The organism is Parasphingorhabdus marina DSM 22363 (assembly GCF_900128895.1).
In the GTDB taxonomy this organism is placed as follows: domain Bacteria; phylum Pseudomonadota; class Alphaproteobacteria; order Sphingomonadales; family Sphingomonadaceae; genus Parasphingorhabdus; species Parasphingorhabdus marina.
Genome location: NZ_FSQW01000002.1, coordinates 562539 through 578666, shown reverse-complemented (window position 1 = coordinate 578666; position 16128 = coordinate 562539). Strand labels below are relative to the sequence as shown.

The window sequence follows — 16128 nt, the reverse complement described above, 5'->3', positions numbered from 1 at the left end:
ACATCACCCCAGCAAATCGCTCAGATCTTCCAGGATGGACGCGGTCACATCCTCGGGCAGTCCTGACGCCTCGATCAGCCGGACCCGCCCGGGTTCATCGGCGGCATATTGGCGGAATTTTTCCATAACCTGCCGGTGATAGCCGGAATCGCGACCGCCAATGCGATCGCTCTCGCCACGATCGCGGGCATGGGCGCGACGGCTTGCCACTTCCTCCGGTATGTCGAGCACGAACGTCCGGTCCGGCAGCAGTCCTCTGCTTCCGACATCGTGGATCGCCAGGATATCAGCATCCGTCAGTTCGCCGCTGACGCTTTGATAGGCCCTGCTGCTGTCGAGGAAGCGGTCACTGATCACCCATTCACCCTTTTCGAGGGCAGGCCTGATCAGAGAATCGCAATGTTCCGCGCGCGCGGCGGCGAAAAGCAGAGCCTCGGTTCGCATGTTCCATTTTTCGTCATGCCCCGTCAGGAGAAGCTCTCTGATTGTTTCGGCACCCGGGGTACCACCCGGTTCCCGGGTGAGGTGCACGGTCAGGCCGCGTGATTCCAGAGCCTGGCCAACGGCTCGGGCCTGTGTCGACTTGCCAGTTCCCTCGCCGCCTTCCAGGCTGATGAAACGTCCGGGGGCGGTCATGCCTTGTCCATCCTTCAGGCTAGACCGAGGAGAGATTTGAGACCAGCCCATACGCGGTCAAAAAAGCCCGCTTCTCCAACGGCCTCACCGGCGACGAGGGCCATGGTCTGTGGCTGGGAATCCCCTGCGATCACCTCAAGGACAGCAATTTCCTGACCCGCGGCGATTGGTGCCTTGATCGGACCATTATAGCGCACTTTCATGCGGATGGCGTCGTCAGAACCCTTGGGCAGGGTTGCCGCCAGATCGGCGGGGGCCACCAGGCTGACAACAGATGCATCGCCCAGTTGCACTTCTGCCGCCTGAATCCGGTCGCCTTTCTTGAACAAGGGACGGGTTTCCCAGGCATTGAAGCCCCAGTTCATGAATTTCACGGACTCATCGATACGGCCGCCATAGCTGTCCAGTCCGGCAAGCACCGAGACCAGGCGTCGGCCATTTTGCCTGGCCGAACCGGTAAACCCGTAACCGGCTTCCTCGGTATGGCCGGTTTTCAGCCCATCCGCGCCATCAATCTTGCCGAGCAGCGGGTTGCGATTGGGCTGAGTGATAGGATCGCCCTGATTGGTCTTGCCCCAGGTAAATTCGGACAGACCAAAGAAATCATCATACAGGTCCGGAAAATCTTTCGACAGTCTGGCTCCCAGGATCCCCAGATCCCGCGCCGTAACCATTGTTTTGCCTTCATCCGGCCAGCCCGTACTGTTGCCAAAACGACTGTTGGACATGCCGATCTTTTTCGCAGTTTTGGTCATGATCTGTGCGAAATTCTCTTCGGTCCCGCCCAGCGTTTCCGCCAGTACAACGCTCGCATCGTTGCCCGAAAGGGTGATGACGCCGTGCAGCAGGTCCTTGATCGTTGGCGTGTCGTCGGCGGCGAGAAACATGGTGGACCCCTGCCCTTGCCATTTTTGCCAGGTGGCGCGCTGAATTTTGACCTTTTTGTCAAGCGCGACCTTGCCCTGCTGGATTTGGTCAAAGGCGACATAGACGGTCATCATCTTGGCCATCGAAGCTGGCGGAATCTGCCGGTCGGCATTTTTCTCGAAAAGCACGGCACCGGATGACAGGTCGGTCATATAGGCAATGGGCGCGTCGGTCTCATAGGCGGGAGCGGCCAGACTGGTTGCGGGAAGTATGATCAGGGGCAGAAAAGCCCACGCCTTTTTGTTCATCAGATTTCCGGTTTCCTTTGCAGTTAGACCTGTTTTCTATTTCCCGGCCCGAAGAATACGTGCGCCGCCATAGCCGCGGCGCCGGGCTTCGTTGAGCCCCTGCTCTGCCGCGCGTTCGGTGGCATAGGGCCCATAGCGGACCCGCCAGATTTTGCCAGTTCCATCGGACATGACCTTTGCACCGATCTTGTTGGCCAGAGTATTGGCACGCGCGCGGCTACTGAATGCCGCAACTTGTACCACGAAACCGCTGGCTGTGCTGACCGCACGAGGGGCTGGCGCGGTGGAACGCGATTGGGTGGCTCCAGTCTGGTTTTCGATGATGAAACGGTCACCGGAAGCACGGGATGAACCGGTTGGCCTGCCCGTTGGGGGCACATAGGACGCGCCGACCCCGCTAGTATTGACCGCACCCGCCGGCGCAGCGCTCCGTGTAGCCTGGCGCACCGGAGCCGCCGGTTGGGGCAGTTTGGCGAGGTTTTTCCGCAATATGGTCAGCAGGGAATCGGGGGTCGGAATGCGCTCTGTCACCTGGCCGCCATTGCGCAGGACCGCTCGTTCCTGTTCGTTGGGATTGACTTTCCGGACCCGCACACCAGCCACGCCTTGCTGATCAATGCCCAGTTGCCTCGCGGCACCATAGGAAAGATCGATCAACCGGTCATTGGTAAACGGCCCGCGATCATTGACGCGGACCAGAATGGTACGACCGGTGTCGAGTGCGGTGACTTCGACATAGCTGGGGAGTGGCAGGGTCTTGTGCGCGGCAGATATCCCGTTCGGGTTGAATTTCTCGCCATTGGCCGTCGGATTGCCTGCCAGTTCTTCGCCATACCAGCTGGCATATCCGACATTGTCATAGCTGGCGACATCCTCGGGCGTGTAGGTCTTGCCACCGACTTTATAGGGTTCGCCGATCTTCTGTGGAAAATCGGATATGCCGGTGGATGCCGCGGCCGCAGGAGCAGCCGGTGCGGGCTCAAGGCCCCGGCTCATATTGTCATTTACCCCGTCAAACGAACCGCAGCCCGCCAGGGCACCGGTCAGCGAAACCGCGCACAACAGCCTAAGATTGAATTTCATCCGCCAGTAACCCCACTGCTAATCCGTAAAAGTTCGAACAGTTATAATCCAGTATCACCCGATAGTTGCCGGTGAGCAAATAGGCGGTTCGCCCCGGCCCGTCAGGTTCCAGCAGCGTCGCCAGCGTTTTGTTGTCCAGACGCCGTGCCGTTGCTGGCGCAACCCCGAGTGCGCGCCATTCTGCCATCGTCTTCCACTGGCTGTGGCGCTCATGGACCCGGGGACATCGCGCAGCAACCGTTCTGTTCCTGATGGCTTGCCGGTTGAGTGTCGATGGAACCCGCACTGCGATCCCCCAGGGTTCGCCGCGCCGCCAGCCGGCATTGACGAAATAATTGGCGATCGAGGACACGGCATCAAATTCGCTATTCCAGATATCTGCATATCCATCGCCATTGCCGTCTTTCGCCAGCCGAAGATAAACGGAAGGCAGAAACTGGGGTTTGCCCATCGCTCCGGCCCAGCTGCCTTTCAGCGCAGACTGCGGCACACCATTGTCGATAATCTTGAGGACAGCAATCAGTTCTGCTTCAAAAAGTGCCCTGCGCCGTCCTTCATAGGCCAGTGTGGCCAGCGAACGCGGGATATCAAAATTGCCGGTGAACGAACCATAATTGGTTTCCTTCCCGTAAATCGACATGATGATATGACCCGGCACGCCGGTTTCGCGTTCGACATCCACCAGCTTCCCAACCAGCCGCCGATAAGCCTTTTTGCCGTTGGCGATCCGTTGAGCGGTGATGTGACGGCGCTGATAAGGTGCAAATGGCGGTATCGCGCTGTTCGGCCGTCCGCCTGGCTGTGACTGATCCAGAGTAATAACACGGGGATTGTATGTGAGGCCTGCCAAAACCCGCTCGACGGTGCGCTGGCTGACCCCTTCCCTCACGGCCTTGCGACCAACCTGGTTCAGGTAACCGCGAAATCCGGAATTCCGGGAATTGGCATCGGATGAAGCAGATTGCGCCATTGCCGGATTGACCGGTGCATAAACGGGAAATGCAAGTGACGCCAAAGCACAACAGGCCGCTGCAAGGGTGAGACGCATGAACAGGTTTCCTTCCGCAAATCTTCTGGCACAATCTGACTTGCAGGGGAATCCCTAATCGTCGCCCGGCACAAACAATTCGGCTGAAATGACGAACAGCTTTGGCCCGGTCAAAAGTCGTGTGCACCGGCGATAAAATCTTTGCGCTTTTTGAGGGAGATCGCTAGGAGGCGTCCGACCAGCGCGGACAGGTGGCAGAGTGGTCGAATGCACCGGTCTTGAAAACCGGCGTGGGTGCAAGCTCACCGTGGGTTCGAATCCCACCCTGTCCGCCAGGATATCCCTGAAAATCCGACTATTTCAGACCAGAAGCATATTGTTTGCCGGCTTCTGTTGCCGATTGCGGCACAAAAAAGCTGGCAACGTTACTATCCGGCAAGTGCAATCATGTGGTTTCGCAACAGCATGGTTCTTGTTAGCGGTCGAAAAAGTGGCGGTATCTGAACAATCGTCTTGTTTGCAAAGGGCAAACTTATTGTCCTTGGCCGCGACAGGGATGTGGACCGCACCGGATTCGCGTGAACCATAAGATTGTTGTTCGTTCCCAAAGAGGTTTTCGCATCGAAAGCTTAAGAACAACAAGGTTCATCCGTTATTGCAATCGTGGTTAACGGAATATGGGGTTGAGACTGTGCTTGGACAACAAAATGTACAAACCGGATATGAAGATTGCCGGGCGAGTGTTCGGGAGGACGTGGATGCGGAGATATTGCTCCACCAGTCCGGCGGCAAAATCCATCGGGCACAGTTGGTCAATCTTTCTTCCACCGGCTTCAAAATGACCAGCCTTTCCGGTGTGGATCCCTCGAAACCGGTGTTTATCCGCCTCCCAGGCCTGCCCATTCTTGCAGCTAACGTTCGCTGGGAAGGCTTCAGCGACTTTGGCTGTGAATTTGCCAGGCCACTGGAAGCCCATGTGATGGAAGTTCTGCTCAAAAAGCTCCGGAACCAGCGCTAATCGGCAGCTGACCAGACAAGAAGCATATTGTTCGCCGCTATTCCTCTCTGACCGGACGCGTATTTGAGCTCATATAATCAGCATATCCGTCAATAAATGCGAAAACCACATTCTCGGTTTCCTCATTTGCATAGTCGGTTGCCTCTTGTTCGGTGCTGCCAAACTCCAGTTCGTCCTTTTTGATGGCAGCGGCCATGGCATCGCGCTGTGAGGCGCAGGCCTCGCGTGCGGATTTCGCAAAAACACTGCGCTTGGTTTTGGCATCCAGCTGTTCAATGGTGAAATCCACCAGGCAGTTGTTGTAAGCCATGCGCATGGAATCGGCATCCGCGACGCTCGAAGTCGCACTGAGGAGAGCAATTGTGAAAATGGCTGACATGATGAGATCCTCTGTTCAATAATGATCATTCTTATCATGAAAGTTGCAGATTCTTCAATGATTACCGGATGCCGGGTCAATTGAATTTACAATTTGCAATTGCGAGACACAATTCCTCGAAAACTTTATAGAATTATATAAAAACAGTTATATAAAAGAATATTCTAATAATTTGTCATAGTAATCACGGCAATTCTCGGCCACCTTTCGATCCCGTTCTTCCAGTTGCGGTGGCGGTCCCGGCGGGCGCCCAAATCCGGTCGTCTCGACGACACGGTTATACCAGTGCGATCCCCAGATTCCGTCGGTATCTCGCACTCCGGCTGTCCAGCCAAGCATCGCCGGATCCCAGGAAATGCCCAGGGCCTGGCATAGCTGCTTCAAAACCTTTCCCGGATTTTGCAATATGGCGGCGCTGTCGACCACAAAGGGCAGTTTTCCGGTCTTTTCCGCAATTTCTTCGACATAGCGGAGTTGCCGCTCATAGCCCAGGTCCTCCGGCGTCACTTTTACCCGTTTGGCGGCATAGCTGCCGACAACGCGAACCGGATCGCGGATCAGAAATGCATGGCGATGATCCGGAAAATCGGAAATGGAAATCGGGCCTGTCATCTGGTGCGGCATGTGTTTTTGATACCAGATGGGCTTTTCAGCTGGCACGGGGCCTTTCAGGCTGCTTGTTACGGAATGCCAGTCGCAATCCATGTCCGCGATAATCTGCTCCGCCATGGGTTGCGGTTCTCCGGTATCCCGCAGAAATGCGCCATAAAAGGGCTCGTCGGTGACAAATGTGTCCTGCCGGCTGCCAAAACTGCGCATCATGGCGGTCGAAATATTGCGGGGCCCGGACCACATCGCAATGCGAACAGGCCCGGAATCAGCGTCTGACGTCATGACGTCGTGTCCTTCTCCAGAAGGGATTTATACAGGCTTTGCAAGTGCTTAACCATGGGTCCTCTGCCCTTGGTGAGCACCCGGCCATCGACTTCTGTCGCGGGAACCACACCGGCAAACGTCCCGGTCACAAAGGCTTCATCAGCGCCATAGACATCGGTGAGCGAGAAATTCTTTTCAAAAACCGGAATATCATTTTCTCGGCACAATTGGATAACGTTGCTCCGGGTGATTCCGCCGAGGCAATAGTCACCGGAGGACGTCCAGACCTCTCCCTTGCGGACGATGAAAAAATGCGTGCTGTTGCAGGTGGCGACAAAACCGTGCGGATCGAGCATCAGCGCTTCATCTGCCCCGGCCTGCGTCGCCTGGATACAGGCTGTGATGCAGTTGAGCTTGCTGTGCGAATTGAGCTTCTGGTCCTGAACCGCCGGATCACCGCGGCGGACATGCACGGTGAACAGACGAATGCCATTCTCGACCGTGCTCGGCAGGGCCTGTTTATATTCCGGGATGATAACAATAGTTGCCGGTGAGATGACCACCCTGGGATCCTGATAAGGGGTGGATCGGATGCCCCGGGTCACCATCAGCCGGATGTGGACCCCGGCTTCAGTATCCATCCCGTTTGCTCCAATTGTTTCGTAGAGTCTGTCTGTAAGTGACTCCCGGGAAACACCAATATCCATGGCAATGGCTTTGGCACCTTCATACAGCCGATCCAGATGCGCCGCGAGAAAGGCAATCTTGCCATTGTGGACGCGCAGGCCTTCCCAGACCCCGTCCCCGAGCATGAAACCGCTATCAAAAACCGAAATGACCGCGTCTGCGCGCGGGGTCATGACCCCGTTCACATTGATCAGGATTGTCTGGTTTCTGGGGTCGTCTGCATAGTCATGGGTGCCCTTGGCCATAGTTCCCGATTCCTGCTCTGTGGATTCTCTCTTTTGTCCCTGATTCATAGGCCAAACTGGCCGCACAGGCCAGACGGGACGTCGCTTTGCCCTGCACTGCGCACCAATGGGCGAATTTATCAACAAAGGTGCGCATTTCCCTGTTTTCTGGGGACGCGTGGACGCACGCACAAATCCAGGGGGTTATCTGTCCGGTACGGGTAGAGCTCCCGCTCTGCTCCCGGGCTCTAACCATGGAGTAGAATATGCAAAAAATCATGCAATCTGCCACTGCGTTCAAATATGCGGTGGTTCTGGGTCTTGGCACTTTGCCAATGGCCGGAGTGCAGGCTGCCACGATCATCGGCAATCAGACCGATGTGGAAGTGACGGCATTTGATGCGCTGACCGGGCTGGGGCTGACGCTCACGCCATTCGGCACGGCGATGATCGACACAGGCGGGGCCTTGCCTGTCGCGACATTTGCCATAACCGGCGGCACCGTGGATGACGGGACCGGAGATGCCGTGATCCTGCATGAGGGGTCCGGGCTGACCTTTACTGCCGGGGCCATGTCGGTGACCTACAGCGATTTCGTCATCGATACGGCAACATCTGTCCTGAGTTCCACGGTGACGATGAATGGCAGCATGCCGGGTACCATTGACCTGTTCACCTTCGACGCAGATCTCAACCTGTTCCTGACCGACGCCGCTGCCGGAGGTCTGACCACCGTCTTTGGCGCGCCGGATCTTGGCGGAACGCAATTCGGTGTTGCAAATGTGGATCTCGCCGTGACCGGAGCAGTTCCGGAACCGGGCAGCTGGATGATGATGATCGGGGGTTTCGCTCTGGTTGGAGGAGCCCTGCGCCACCGTCGCCGCCAGTCCAGGGCACTCGCACCACAGCGAGTGGGTTAAAATTTAGGCTCAGGGGGCGATTTGCCCCCTCGCCTTTCCCTCAGATATGCATGACCCGGCCATAGGCATCGAGAACACTTTCATGCATCATCTCGCTGAGCGTGGGATGCGGGAAGACCGTGTTCATCAGTTCGGCTTCGGTCGTTTCCAGCGTTTTGCCGACCGTATAGCCCTGGATCAGCTCGGTGACTTCGGCGCCGATCATGTGTGCGCCCAGTAATTCTCCGGTTTTTGCGTCGAACACGGTCTTGATAAAGCCCTCGGTTTCGCCCAACGCAATCGCTTTGCCATTGCCGATAAACGGGAATTTGCCGACCTTGATCTCATGTCCGGCCTCTTTGGCCTTCGCTTCGGTCAGACCAACGCTGGCAATTTGCGGGTGGCAATAGGTGCAGCCGGGAATATTGTTCACATCCATGGCGTGAGGATGGCCACCGGCAATGGTTTCGGCGGCGATCACGCCTTCATGACTGGCCTTGTGCGCCAGCCAAGGGCCACCGGTGCAGTCACCGATCGCATAGATCCCAGCGATGTTGGTTCGGCAATTCGCGTCGGTCTTGATGTGGAAGCGCTCGTCCGGTTCGATGCCGAGCTCGTCCAGCCCGATGGTCTCGACATTGGGCTGAATTCCCACAGCGACGATGACGTGGCTGAAGTCGTGGCTGGCCTTCTTGCCTTTGCTATCCTCGATCTCCGCCTTCACACCCTTGGCCCCGGCATCGATGCTTTTCACGCCGGCCCCGGTCATGATCGTCATGCCCTGCTTCTTCAGCGATTTTTCAAGGAATTTGGAGACTTCCTCATCCTCTACCGGGACAATCCGGTCGAGCATCTCCACCACCGTCACGTCCGCGCCCATGTCATTGTAGAAGCTGGCAAATTCGATTCCGATCGCGCCGGATCCGATGACCAACAGCTTTTTCGGCATTTCCGGCGGTGTCATGGCGTGGCGATAGGTCCAGATGCGCTTGCCGTCGGCCTTGGCAAAGGGCAGATCGCGGGCCCGGGCACCAGTCGCGATGATGATGTCTTTCGCCTCCAGCTCTTCGTCGCCTTTGTCCGTTTTCACCGTCATTTTGCCCGGCGCAGTGATCTTGCCATCGCCCATGACCACATCGATCTTGTTCTTCTTCATCAGCCCGGTGACGCCCTGGTTAAGCTGCTTCGCCACCCCGCGCGAGCGTTTGACAACGGCATCGAGATCGGCACTGATCTTCTCCGCCGCCAGCCCGTAATCGGCGGCATGTTTCATATTGTGGAAAATCTCCGCCGAACGCAGCATCGCCTTGGTCGGAATACAGCCCCAGTTGAGACAGATCCCGCCGAGATTTTCCCGCTCGACAATCGCGGTTTTCAGACCGAGCTGGGACGCACGGATCGCCGCCACATAGCCACCGGGTCCGGAACCGAGAACGATAAGGTCGTAGGATTTAGGCATTGTTGGTTATCCGTTTCCAATAGTATTTGAATTCTGCCGACAATGGATATCCCAGCAGCGGGCTATCCGGTTCTATTTTTCGCCAATCTACACCGGTTTCATCACATAGAATGGAACGAAATCGGTCCCAGGCACCAGGAGATTTGACTGACGATGCACCGGTCGCCTGAAGTGATTCCCAAACGCTTCCTGCGGTCGCCCACTCAGAAGCGTCGTTGTAATTCAGCGACACGCCAAAATCCTTCTCGATGGCTTCGATCGCATCGCATTCGTCTCCATCGCCACCAAGTCCAACGCTAACTGGCCTACTCAAGCCAGCATCCCCATCGGTTTCTCCACCAGGGTCTTGAACGCCGCCAGCAATTTCGCCCCATCCGCACCATCAATTGCCCTGTGATCAAAGCTGCCGGTCACTGTCATCATTGTCGCGGTGGTCAGCGCGCCATCGACCACATGCGGCCGCTTCTCGCCGGCGCCAACGGCCAGAATCATCGATTGCGGCGGATTGATCACGGCGGTGAATTGCTTGATGCCCATCATGCCCATATTGGAGATGCTGGCAGTACCACCCTGATATTCATGCATCTGCAGCTTGCCCTCCTGTGCGCGGGCGGCAAGGTCCTTCATTTCGGTGGCGATTTTGGAGAGCGGCTTGTTGGTCGCATCAGTGATCACCGGGGTGATCAGACCGCCGGGAATGCTGACTGCAACCGAGATATCCTGCCGCGTGTAGCGTCGCATCGTGTCGCCGAGGAAGGAGACATTGCAATCGGGTACCTGCTCAAGCGCAATCGCCAGCGCCTTGATCAGCATGTCATTGACCGACAGCTTGACCCCGCGGGCCTCGAGGCTCTCGTTAAGCTGCTTGCGCAGGTCGAGCAGCGCGTCGAGCTGGCAATCCACGGTAAGATAGATATGCGGCGCTTCCTGCATCGATTGCGAAAGCCGACGGGCGATGGTTTTGCGCATGCCGGACAGTTTTTCGTCACTATGCGGGATGTCGAACTCGCCTGCCGGTGCCGGTGCTGGCGCCGGTGCGGCAGTGGCAGCAGGCGCGGCGGTCTTGACGGGAGCGGTTCCGCCCTCGGCCGCGTCAATATCGGCCTTGATGATCCGGCCATTGGGCCCGGTGCCGGTTATGGCAGAGAGGTCCACGCCCTTCTGCTCCGCCAGCCTGCGGGCCAGCGGGCTCGCTTTCACCCGATTGGAACTGGATTGCGGCGCCTTGGCCGCCGGAGCCGGCGCTGGCGCGGGTTCCGGAGCCGGTTCGGCCTTGCGATTGTCTTCGCCCAGTGCATTGGCTCCCTCATCGACCTGACGGCGACCCTCTTTGGCTGGTGCCGGTGTCGGTGCGGGCGCAGCATCCGCGCTGTACGCTTCTCCCGCATCTTCGCCATCTTCGGCAATAATCGCGATCACTTCGCCGACTTTGACATTGTCGGTTCCCTCGGCGACGACGATTTTCGCAATCGTGCCCTCATCGACGGCTTCAAATTCCATGGTCGCCTTGTCGGTTTCGATTTCCGCCAGCAGATCACCGGATGCCACTTCATCGCCTTCCTTGACCAGCCATTTGGCTAAGGTGCCCTCTTCCATTGTGGGAGACAGGGCTGGCATCTGGAGATTGATCGGCATGAAGTAAGACCTTTGCGTCTGAATCAGTGTTGAAGCCCGTGTTACGCAATCAGCCGCGAAGCGCAACGGGCTAAATCTTGCATATCATAGGCTTTTATCGCAAGCAGGGCATTAGTAAAACAAATACGCGGACAAACGGGGAAAAATCATGCGTACTTACCTGGTGGTTATCGACGAGACAGACGAGGCCAGCGTTGCGCTGCGCTTTGCGTCCCGTCGTGCGATGAAAACCGGCGGGGCTCTGCATATTCTGGCATTGGTGGAGAGTGAAGGATTTGTCGCCTGGGGCGGGGTTCAGGCCACGCTTGAGGAAGAAGCCAAGAACCGCGCCGAAGCCCTGGTGTCCAGCGCCGCCGGCACACTGTTTGACGAAACCGGCATCCGTCCCTCGATTACTGTCAAGGAAGGCAAGGGACCAGATGACGTGCGCCGGGTGATGAAGAAAATCGACGGTCTGGCTGCCCTTGTGCTGGGTGCAGCCGCCAGCGGCTCTCCGGGGCCGCTTGTAACGCATTTCGCGGCCAGTGAGGCAGGGTCACTGCCCTGCCCCGTCATGGTTGTGCCAGGATCTCTCTCAAAAGAAGAGATTGACCGGTTAAGTTAGGCGATTTCCCCGCGCGCCGGATAATCATTGGCCAGCGCGTAATCGATACCCATGATTAGCTGGTCGAGCGGCGGCCGCGTGAATGGCATGCTCTGCACGCTTGCGAAATAGAGTGTTCGGTCGGGACGCACCAGGAACAAGGCTGGTTCCGAAAAGAGTTCCGGTTCGCTGCTGTCCGGGCGACCTGCTGACAAATAGAGGCCGAGTTCCCGGGCCGTCTCTTCGCTCAAACCGTAACCCAGCATCAATTCATCAATGCCCCAGTTGGATGCCGACTGCTCGGCACGCTTCTGCTCATCCATGCTGATCGCTACGGCTGTGACCCCACGTTCGGCCAGGTCTTCCAGCTTGCGCTGGAGATCACGCAGTTGACCTTTGCAGATCGGACAGTGCAGGCCGCGATAGAATAGCAACAATGTGAAATTGTCACCGGCGCGCTGACTCAATTGAAATTGCCCACCATCGGTCATCGGGACGGTAAAATCGGGGACGGTCTGGTTGGGAATCATTTTGGACATGGGCGGCACCTTTCTTGTTATCCAAGGCGCTATTCAAAGCCGATGAACAAAAGGTTACAATCCGAAATAACTGCGGGATGATCAGAGATTTACCGGCTTTTGTGCCGAATATTGCCCGGACGCCCCCGTTTGCCCTTCTTGCGGAATTTGCCCTTGCCACCCCTGCGCGGACCGGAAGGCCTTGCGCCGCCGCCTGGCATGTGATTGGCGCCTTCCGGCAGTTCAAACAGCAGGCTACCGGTCGCCGGGTTGGCATCCACCAGCCGTAATTCCAGTTTCTCGCCAATGGCATAGCTTGTACCGCTGTCCATTCCGGTGAGGACCTGTTTTTGTTCATCATAGTCGAACCGCTCGATACCGAGGGTACGAACAGGCACCAGCCCGTCGCCGCCCAGCTCCTCGACCGTCGCGAAAAACCCGAAATTCTGAACACCGGTAATCCGGCATTTCAGTACCTGCCCGACATGGCTGGAAAGATGAGCGGAGATGTAGCGATCGACGGTTTCGCGCTCCGCCATCATTGCGCGTCGCTCGAGCTGGCTGATCTTCTCGGAGATCCGGTCCAGTCGTCCGGCACTGTCAGTATCCAGTCCGGTTTCCTTCGGAACATCGCGGTTTTCGGGTGCCGGTTGCTCGAGCTTGCAGGCGGAGACCAGTGCTCGGTGCACGATCAGATCGGCATAGCGGCGGATCGGGCTGGTGAAATGGGCGTAACTCCCTAGAGACAAACCGAAATGTCCCATGTTCTGATGGCCATAATAAGCCTGAGTCTGGCTGCGCAATATCTGTTCCATGACCAGCGGCAGCAAGTCCTCATCATCGACTTTTGAGATCAGCTGATTGAACACCCCGGGCTTGATCACCTGTCCCATCGCAAAACTGATCTCGAAACTCTTCAGATAATCCTTGAGCGCAATAAGTTTCTCCCGCGACGGTGTTTCATGAACGCGGTAGATCAAAGGTGATTTGTGCGATTCCAGTTTTTTGGCGGCTGCCACATTCGCCGCAATCATGAAATCTTCGACCAGTCGATGCGCATCAAGACGGTCGCGGACGGCGATTTCGGCGATCCGGCCGTCGTCATCCAGCACCACCCGCTTTTCCGGCAGATCAAGATTGAGCGGCTCCCGGTTGTCGCGGGCTTTGGCCAACAGTTTCCAGCAGTCCCAGAGCGACTTGAGCGCAGTTGATTTGAGGTCATGCTCAATCTCGCCATTCATGGCGGCCTGCGCGTCTTCATAGGCAATATTTCCCGCCAGTCGCACAATGGCCCGCGTGAAACGGGAACCGGTAACCTGGCCTTTACTGTCAATCGTCAGGTGACAGACCAGTGCTGCCCGGTCGACATCCTGTTTCAACGAGCAGACATCGGTCGACAGGGCTTCCGGCAGCATCGGGACGACACGGTCCGGGAAATAGACGCTGTTGCCGCGTTTATAGGCTTCCCTGTCGATCGCGCTTCCTGGCCGCACATAGAAGGACACATCGGCGATCGCCACGAGCGCCTTGAAACCGCCGGGATTGGCACTGTCATCATCCGGTTTCGCCCAGATTGCATCATCATGATCGCGCGCGTCTGCCGGATCGATTGCCACAATTGGAAGATGCCGCAAGTCCTCCCGTTTCTGCTCATCGAGCGGCAGTGAGGTAACCTGCCTGGCCGCGTCTTCAACCCGTTCCGGGAAGCGATTGGGGATGTCATATTTGTGGATCGCAATCAGACTGAAAGACCGGGGTGCAAAGGGATCTCCCAGCACTTCCTTCACGCGGGCCTTCACTTGCGAGCCGCGGCCAGACGGTTCCGCCAGAACCAGATTTCCGACTTCCGCATCGCCCAGATCAGAAATGGGTGTGCTTCGACGAATCTTCCGGTCCACCGGCTTGAGCCAGAACCGATCGCGCTCGTCCTTTTCGACGATACCCATGAGCATGTCGCTGCTCTGGGCCAGCTTCTTCATCATCCAGGCGACATAGCCCTGGCCGCGCTCTTCGGTCCGTGCAAGGATCCGGTCGCCGACCGCCAGCGCGGCACGCCGGCCCTTTTCGCGCACCCGGATTTTCGGCGCGGGCTTGCCCTCGGCATCCCAGCGTTCCGGAGTGCCGATCGCTTCATTTCCATCAATTTCGACAATCTTGAGCACCGTGACTTTGGGTACGCCGCCCATTTTATGAAAGGCCCTCCCCGGACTGCTGTCAATGAGACCCTCGTCCGCCATGTCCTTTAGCAGCGCCTTGAGGGCGATCTTGTCAGAGCCGCGCAAACCAAAGGCCTTGGCAATTTCCCTTTTGCCGGCGGGCTGGGGCGATTGCTCGATAAATTCCAGTATCTGCTTGCGGGTCGGTACCTGCCGGGGCTTGTGCGGTTTTCTGGATCGCGCCATCAATAGGCTTTGCCGACAAGAATCCGTTCAACCGCCGGTTTTCCGGTGAAAATGCAATTGCCGTCTACTGGTGCCGCATCTTGCGGCACGTTACGGAATGTGAGCTTCAGCTTTTTGAGCCGTTCCTCGATCTGATCCAGTTCCTCACCGGTCGCACGGCACCATTGGACTTCCAGCCAGCCGGGATATTTCTTGTTTTCTTTGTAGAACGCTTCCAGTTCCGAAAACTCCGAAAACCCTCGTGTGATGTTGGAGTTGAGTCGCTCGCTTGCTTCGCCGTGCAGGCGCGACTGAATGTCTTCCAGAAGTCCGGCTGCCTGACCGACAAAATCGCCTTTCGCCAGGATGTGTGAATCCAGCTTGCCATTCTCCTTGTACAGCGCATCGCGGCGGATCATCGAAACATTGCCTTCGGAAACGTCGCGCGGACCGATTTCCAGAATGAGCGGTGCTCCCTTCTTCACCCAGCCCCAGCGCTTGTTTGACGCCTTGGCACCGGTCTTGTCGAGTTTGACCCGGACTGTCTCGTCAAACGCCTTCAATTGCGTCAGTTCCTTTGTCAGCTCCTGACAATAGTCCAGAACCGCTTCGTCTTCAGGCTTGTCGCGGAGCATCGGAATGACCACGATCTGGTAGGGTGCGATCAACGGCGGCACGCGCAGGCCGTCATCATCGCCATGGGTCATGATGACCCCGCCAATCAGGCGCGTCGAGGTGCCCCAGCTGGTGGTGTAGGCGAACTGGAACTGGCCTTCCTTGTCCTGAAAGCGGATATTCTGTGCCTTGCTGAACGTTTGGCCGAGGAAATGCGATGTGCCTGCCTGGAGAGCCTTGCCATCCTGCATCATCGCTTCGATGGAATAGGTCGCATCGGCTCCGGGAAACCTTTCATTCTCTGGCTTCTCGCCAGCGATAACCGGCATCGCGAGGACTTCCTCGGAAAAACTGCGGTACAGTTCCAGAATGTTCAGCGTCTCTTCCATCGCTTCTTCGCGGTCGGCATGGGCCGTATGGCCTTCCTGCCAGAGAAACTCGCTGGTTCGCAAAAACATCCGGGTGCGCATTTCCCAGCGGACGACATTGGCCCACTGGTTGATCATGACGGGCAGATCGCGCCAGCTTTGAACCCAGCGGGCAAAGGCGGTGCCGATGACTGTTTCCGATGTCGGGCGCACAACCAGAGGCTCTTCCAGCTTCGCATCCGGATCAACGACCAGACCGTCTTCCTCGTCCTTCATCAGGCGGTGATGAGTCACGACTGCCATTTCCTTGGCGAAACCATCTACATGTTCCGCTTCCTTCGCGAAATAGCTGAGCGGGATGAACAGCGGGAAATAGCAATTCTCATGGCCGGCCTGCTTGATCCGCTGGTCCATCAGGAACTGGACACGCTCCCAGATACCATAGCCCCAGGGCCGCATGACCATGCAACCGCGTACGCCGGACTCTTCGGCGAGATCCGCTTCCGAAATCAATTGCTGATACCAGCCCGCAAAATCATTTTCCCGGGTAACCGAGAGCGCATTTTTCTTCACGATAGTCTAATTCCTGCCAGCCTGTTCGGGT

16 protein-coding genes and 1 tRNA gene are annotated in these 16128 nt (G+C 57.2%); 4 read left to right on the top strand and 13 right to left on the bottom strand.

Going from position 1 to position 16128, the window contains the following annotated elements; genetic code table 11:
* Positions 1–3 precede the first annotated feature (3 nt).
* The 4 genes from tmk to BUQ90_RS12485 are packed head-to-tail and all read right to left on the bottom strand — an operon-like array spanning position 4 to position 3942.
* Positions 4–636 carry a dTMP kinase gene (gene tmk / locus BUQ90_RS12500; RefSeq protein WP_074205513.1) on the bottom strand — a complete coding sequence of 211 codons (633 nt, stop codon included), beginning with the start codon at positions 634–636 and terminating at the stop codon, positions 4–6.
* Between the two features lie 14 nt (positions 637–650).
* Positions 651–1811: a D-alanyl-D-alanine carboxypeptidase family protein gene (locus tag BUQ90_RS12495; protein ID WP_074205512.1), complete on the bottom strand. Its 1161-nt coding sequence runs from the start codon at positions 1809–1811 to the stop codon at positions 651–653.
* Positions 1812–1847: 36 nt separating this feature from the next.
* Complete coding sequence (locus BUQ90_RS12490; protein WP_074205511.1) at positions 1848–2894, bottom strand: septal ring lytic transglycosylase RlpA family protein; 1047 nt, start codon at positions 2892–2894, stop codon at positions 1848–1850.
* Positions 2878–3942 (bottom strand): lytic murein transglycosylase, encoded by a 1065-nt coding sequence (locus BUQ90_RS12485; protein WP_074205510.1) that lies wholly within the window; start codon positions 3940–3942, stop codon positions 2878–2880. Before BUQ90_RS12485 ends, BUQ90_RS12490 begins: the two co-directional genes overlap by 17 nt.
* 185 nt (positions 3943–4127) lie before the next feature.
* Here BUQ90_RS12485 and BUQ90_RS12480 point away from each other — a divergent pair.
* Both BUQ90_RS12480 and BUQ90_RS12475 read left to right on the top strand, forming a co-directional pair.
* Positions 4128–4217 (top strand) — tRNA-Ser (locus tag BUQ90_RS12480).
* Positions 4218–4573: 356 nt separating this feature from the next.
* Positions 4574–4900: a PilZ domain-containing protein gene (locus tag BUQ90_RS12475; protein WP_159437103.1), complete on the top strand. Its 327-nt coding sequence runs from the start codon at positions 4574–4576 to the stop codon at positions 4898–4900.
* Positions 4901–4937: 37 nt separating this feature from the next.
* Here BUQ90_RS12475 and BUQ90_RS12470 read toward each other — a convergent pair whose 3' ends face one another.
* The 3 genes from BUQ90_RS12470 to BUQ90_RS12460 form a co-directional block, all read right to left on the bottom strand.
* Positions 4938–5279, bottom strand: a complete 342-nt coding sequence (locus BUQ90_RS12470) for a hypothetical protein (protein ID WP_074205508.1) — start codon at positions 5277–5279, stop codon at positions 4938–4940.
* Between the two features lie 147 nt (positions 5280–5426).
* Positions 5427–6173 carry a sulfotransferase-like domain-containing protein gene (locus BUQ90_RS12465; protein ID WP_074205507.1) on the bottom strand — a complete coding sequence of 249 codons (747 nt, stop codon included), beginning with the start codon at positions 6171–6173 and terminating at the stop codon, positions 5427–5429.
* Positions 6170–7087 carry an aminotransferase class IV gene (locus BUQ90_RS12460; RefSeq protein WP_074205506.1) on the bottom strand — a complete coding sequence of 306 codons (918 nt, stop codon included), beginning with the start codon at positions 7085–7087 and terminating at the stop codon, positions 6170–6172. The genes BUQ90_RS12465 and BUQ90_RS12460 overlap by 4 nt, the downstream gene beginning before the upstream one ends.
* A 245-nt stretch (positions 7088–7332) precedes the next feature.
* On the opposite strand from BUQ90_RS12460, the gene BUQ90_RS12455 reads away from it, so the two are divergent.
* Positions 7333–7986, top strand: a complete 654-nt coding sequence (locus BUQ90_RS12455) for a PEPxxWA-CTERM sorting domain-containing protein (RefSeq protein ID WP_074205505.1) — start codon at positions 7333–7335, stop codon at positions 7984–7986.
* 40 nt (positions 7987–8026) lie between these two features.
* On the opposite strand, the gene lpdA is transcribed toward BUQ90_RS12455, so the two are convergent.
* From lpdA to BUQ90_RS12440, 3 genes are read right to left on the bottom strand one after another with little or no spacing between them, the layout of a single operon-like run.
* The gene (lpdA, locus tag BUQ90_RS12450; RefSeq protein WP_074205504.1) at positions 8027–9424 is read right to left on the bottom strand and encodes a dihydrolipoyl dehydrogenase; all 1398 of its coding nucleotides are present in this window, start codon (positions 9422–9424) and stop codon (positions 8027–8029) included.
* Positions 9417–9737, bottom strand: a complete 321-nt coding sequence (locus BUQ90_RS12445; protein ID WP_074205503.1) for a hypothetical protein — start codon at positions 9735–9737, stop codon at positions 9417–9419. The genes lpdA and BUQ90_RS12445 overlap by 8 nt, the downstream gene beginning before the upstream one ends.
* On the bottom strand, positions 9734–11059 hold the full coding sequence (locus tag BUQ90_RS12440; RefSeq protein WP_074205502.1) for a pyruvate dehydrogenase complex dihydrolipoamide acetyltransferase: 1326 nt from the start codon (positions 11057–11059) through the stop codon (positions 9734–9736). Before BUQ90_RS12440 ends, BUQ90_RS12445 begins: the two co-directional genes overlap by 4 nt.
* Positions 11060–11207: 148 nt before the next feature.
* On the opposite strand from BUQ90_RS12440, the gene BUQ90_RS12435 reads away from it, so the two are divergent.
* Positions 11208–11663 carry a universal stress protein gene (locus tag BUQ90_RS12435; protein ID WP_074205501.1) on the top strand — a complete coding sequence of 152 codons (456 nt, stop codon included), beginning with the start codon at positions 11208–11210 and terminating at the stop codon, positions 11661–11663.
* Here BUQ90_RS12435 and BUQ90_RS12430 read toward each other — a convergent pair.
* The 3 genes from BUQ90_RS12430 to proS form a co-directional block, all read right to left on the bottom strand.
* A complete protein-coding gene (locus BUQ90_RS12430) occupies positions 11660–12181 on the bottom strand; it encodes a peroxiredoxin-like family protein (protein ID WP_239447425.1) in 522 nt (173 codons plus the stop codon). The two genes, BUQ90_RS12435 and BUQ90_RS12430, sit on opposite strands and share 4 nt — an antisense overlap.
* A gap of 89 nt (positions 12182–12270) precedes the next feature.
* Complete coding sequence (gene rnr / locus BUQ90_RS12425; RefSeq protein ID WP_074205500.1) at positions 12271–14562, bottom strand: ribonuclease R; 2292 nt, start codon at positions 14560–14562, stop codon at positions 12271–12273.
* Positions 14562–16097: a proline--tRNA ligase gene (gene proS, locus BUQ90_RS12420; RefSeq protein WP_074205499.1), complete on the bottom strand. Its 1536-nt coding sequence runs from the start codon at positions 16095–16097 to the stop codon at positions 14562–14564. The genes rnr and proS overlap by 1 nt, the downstream gene beginning before the upstream one ends.
* Positions 16098–16128 lie beyond the last annotated feature (31 nt).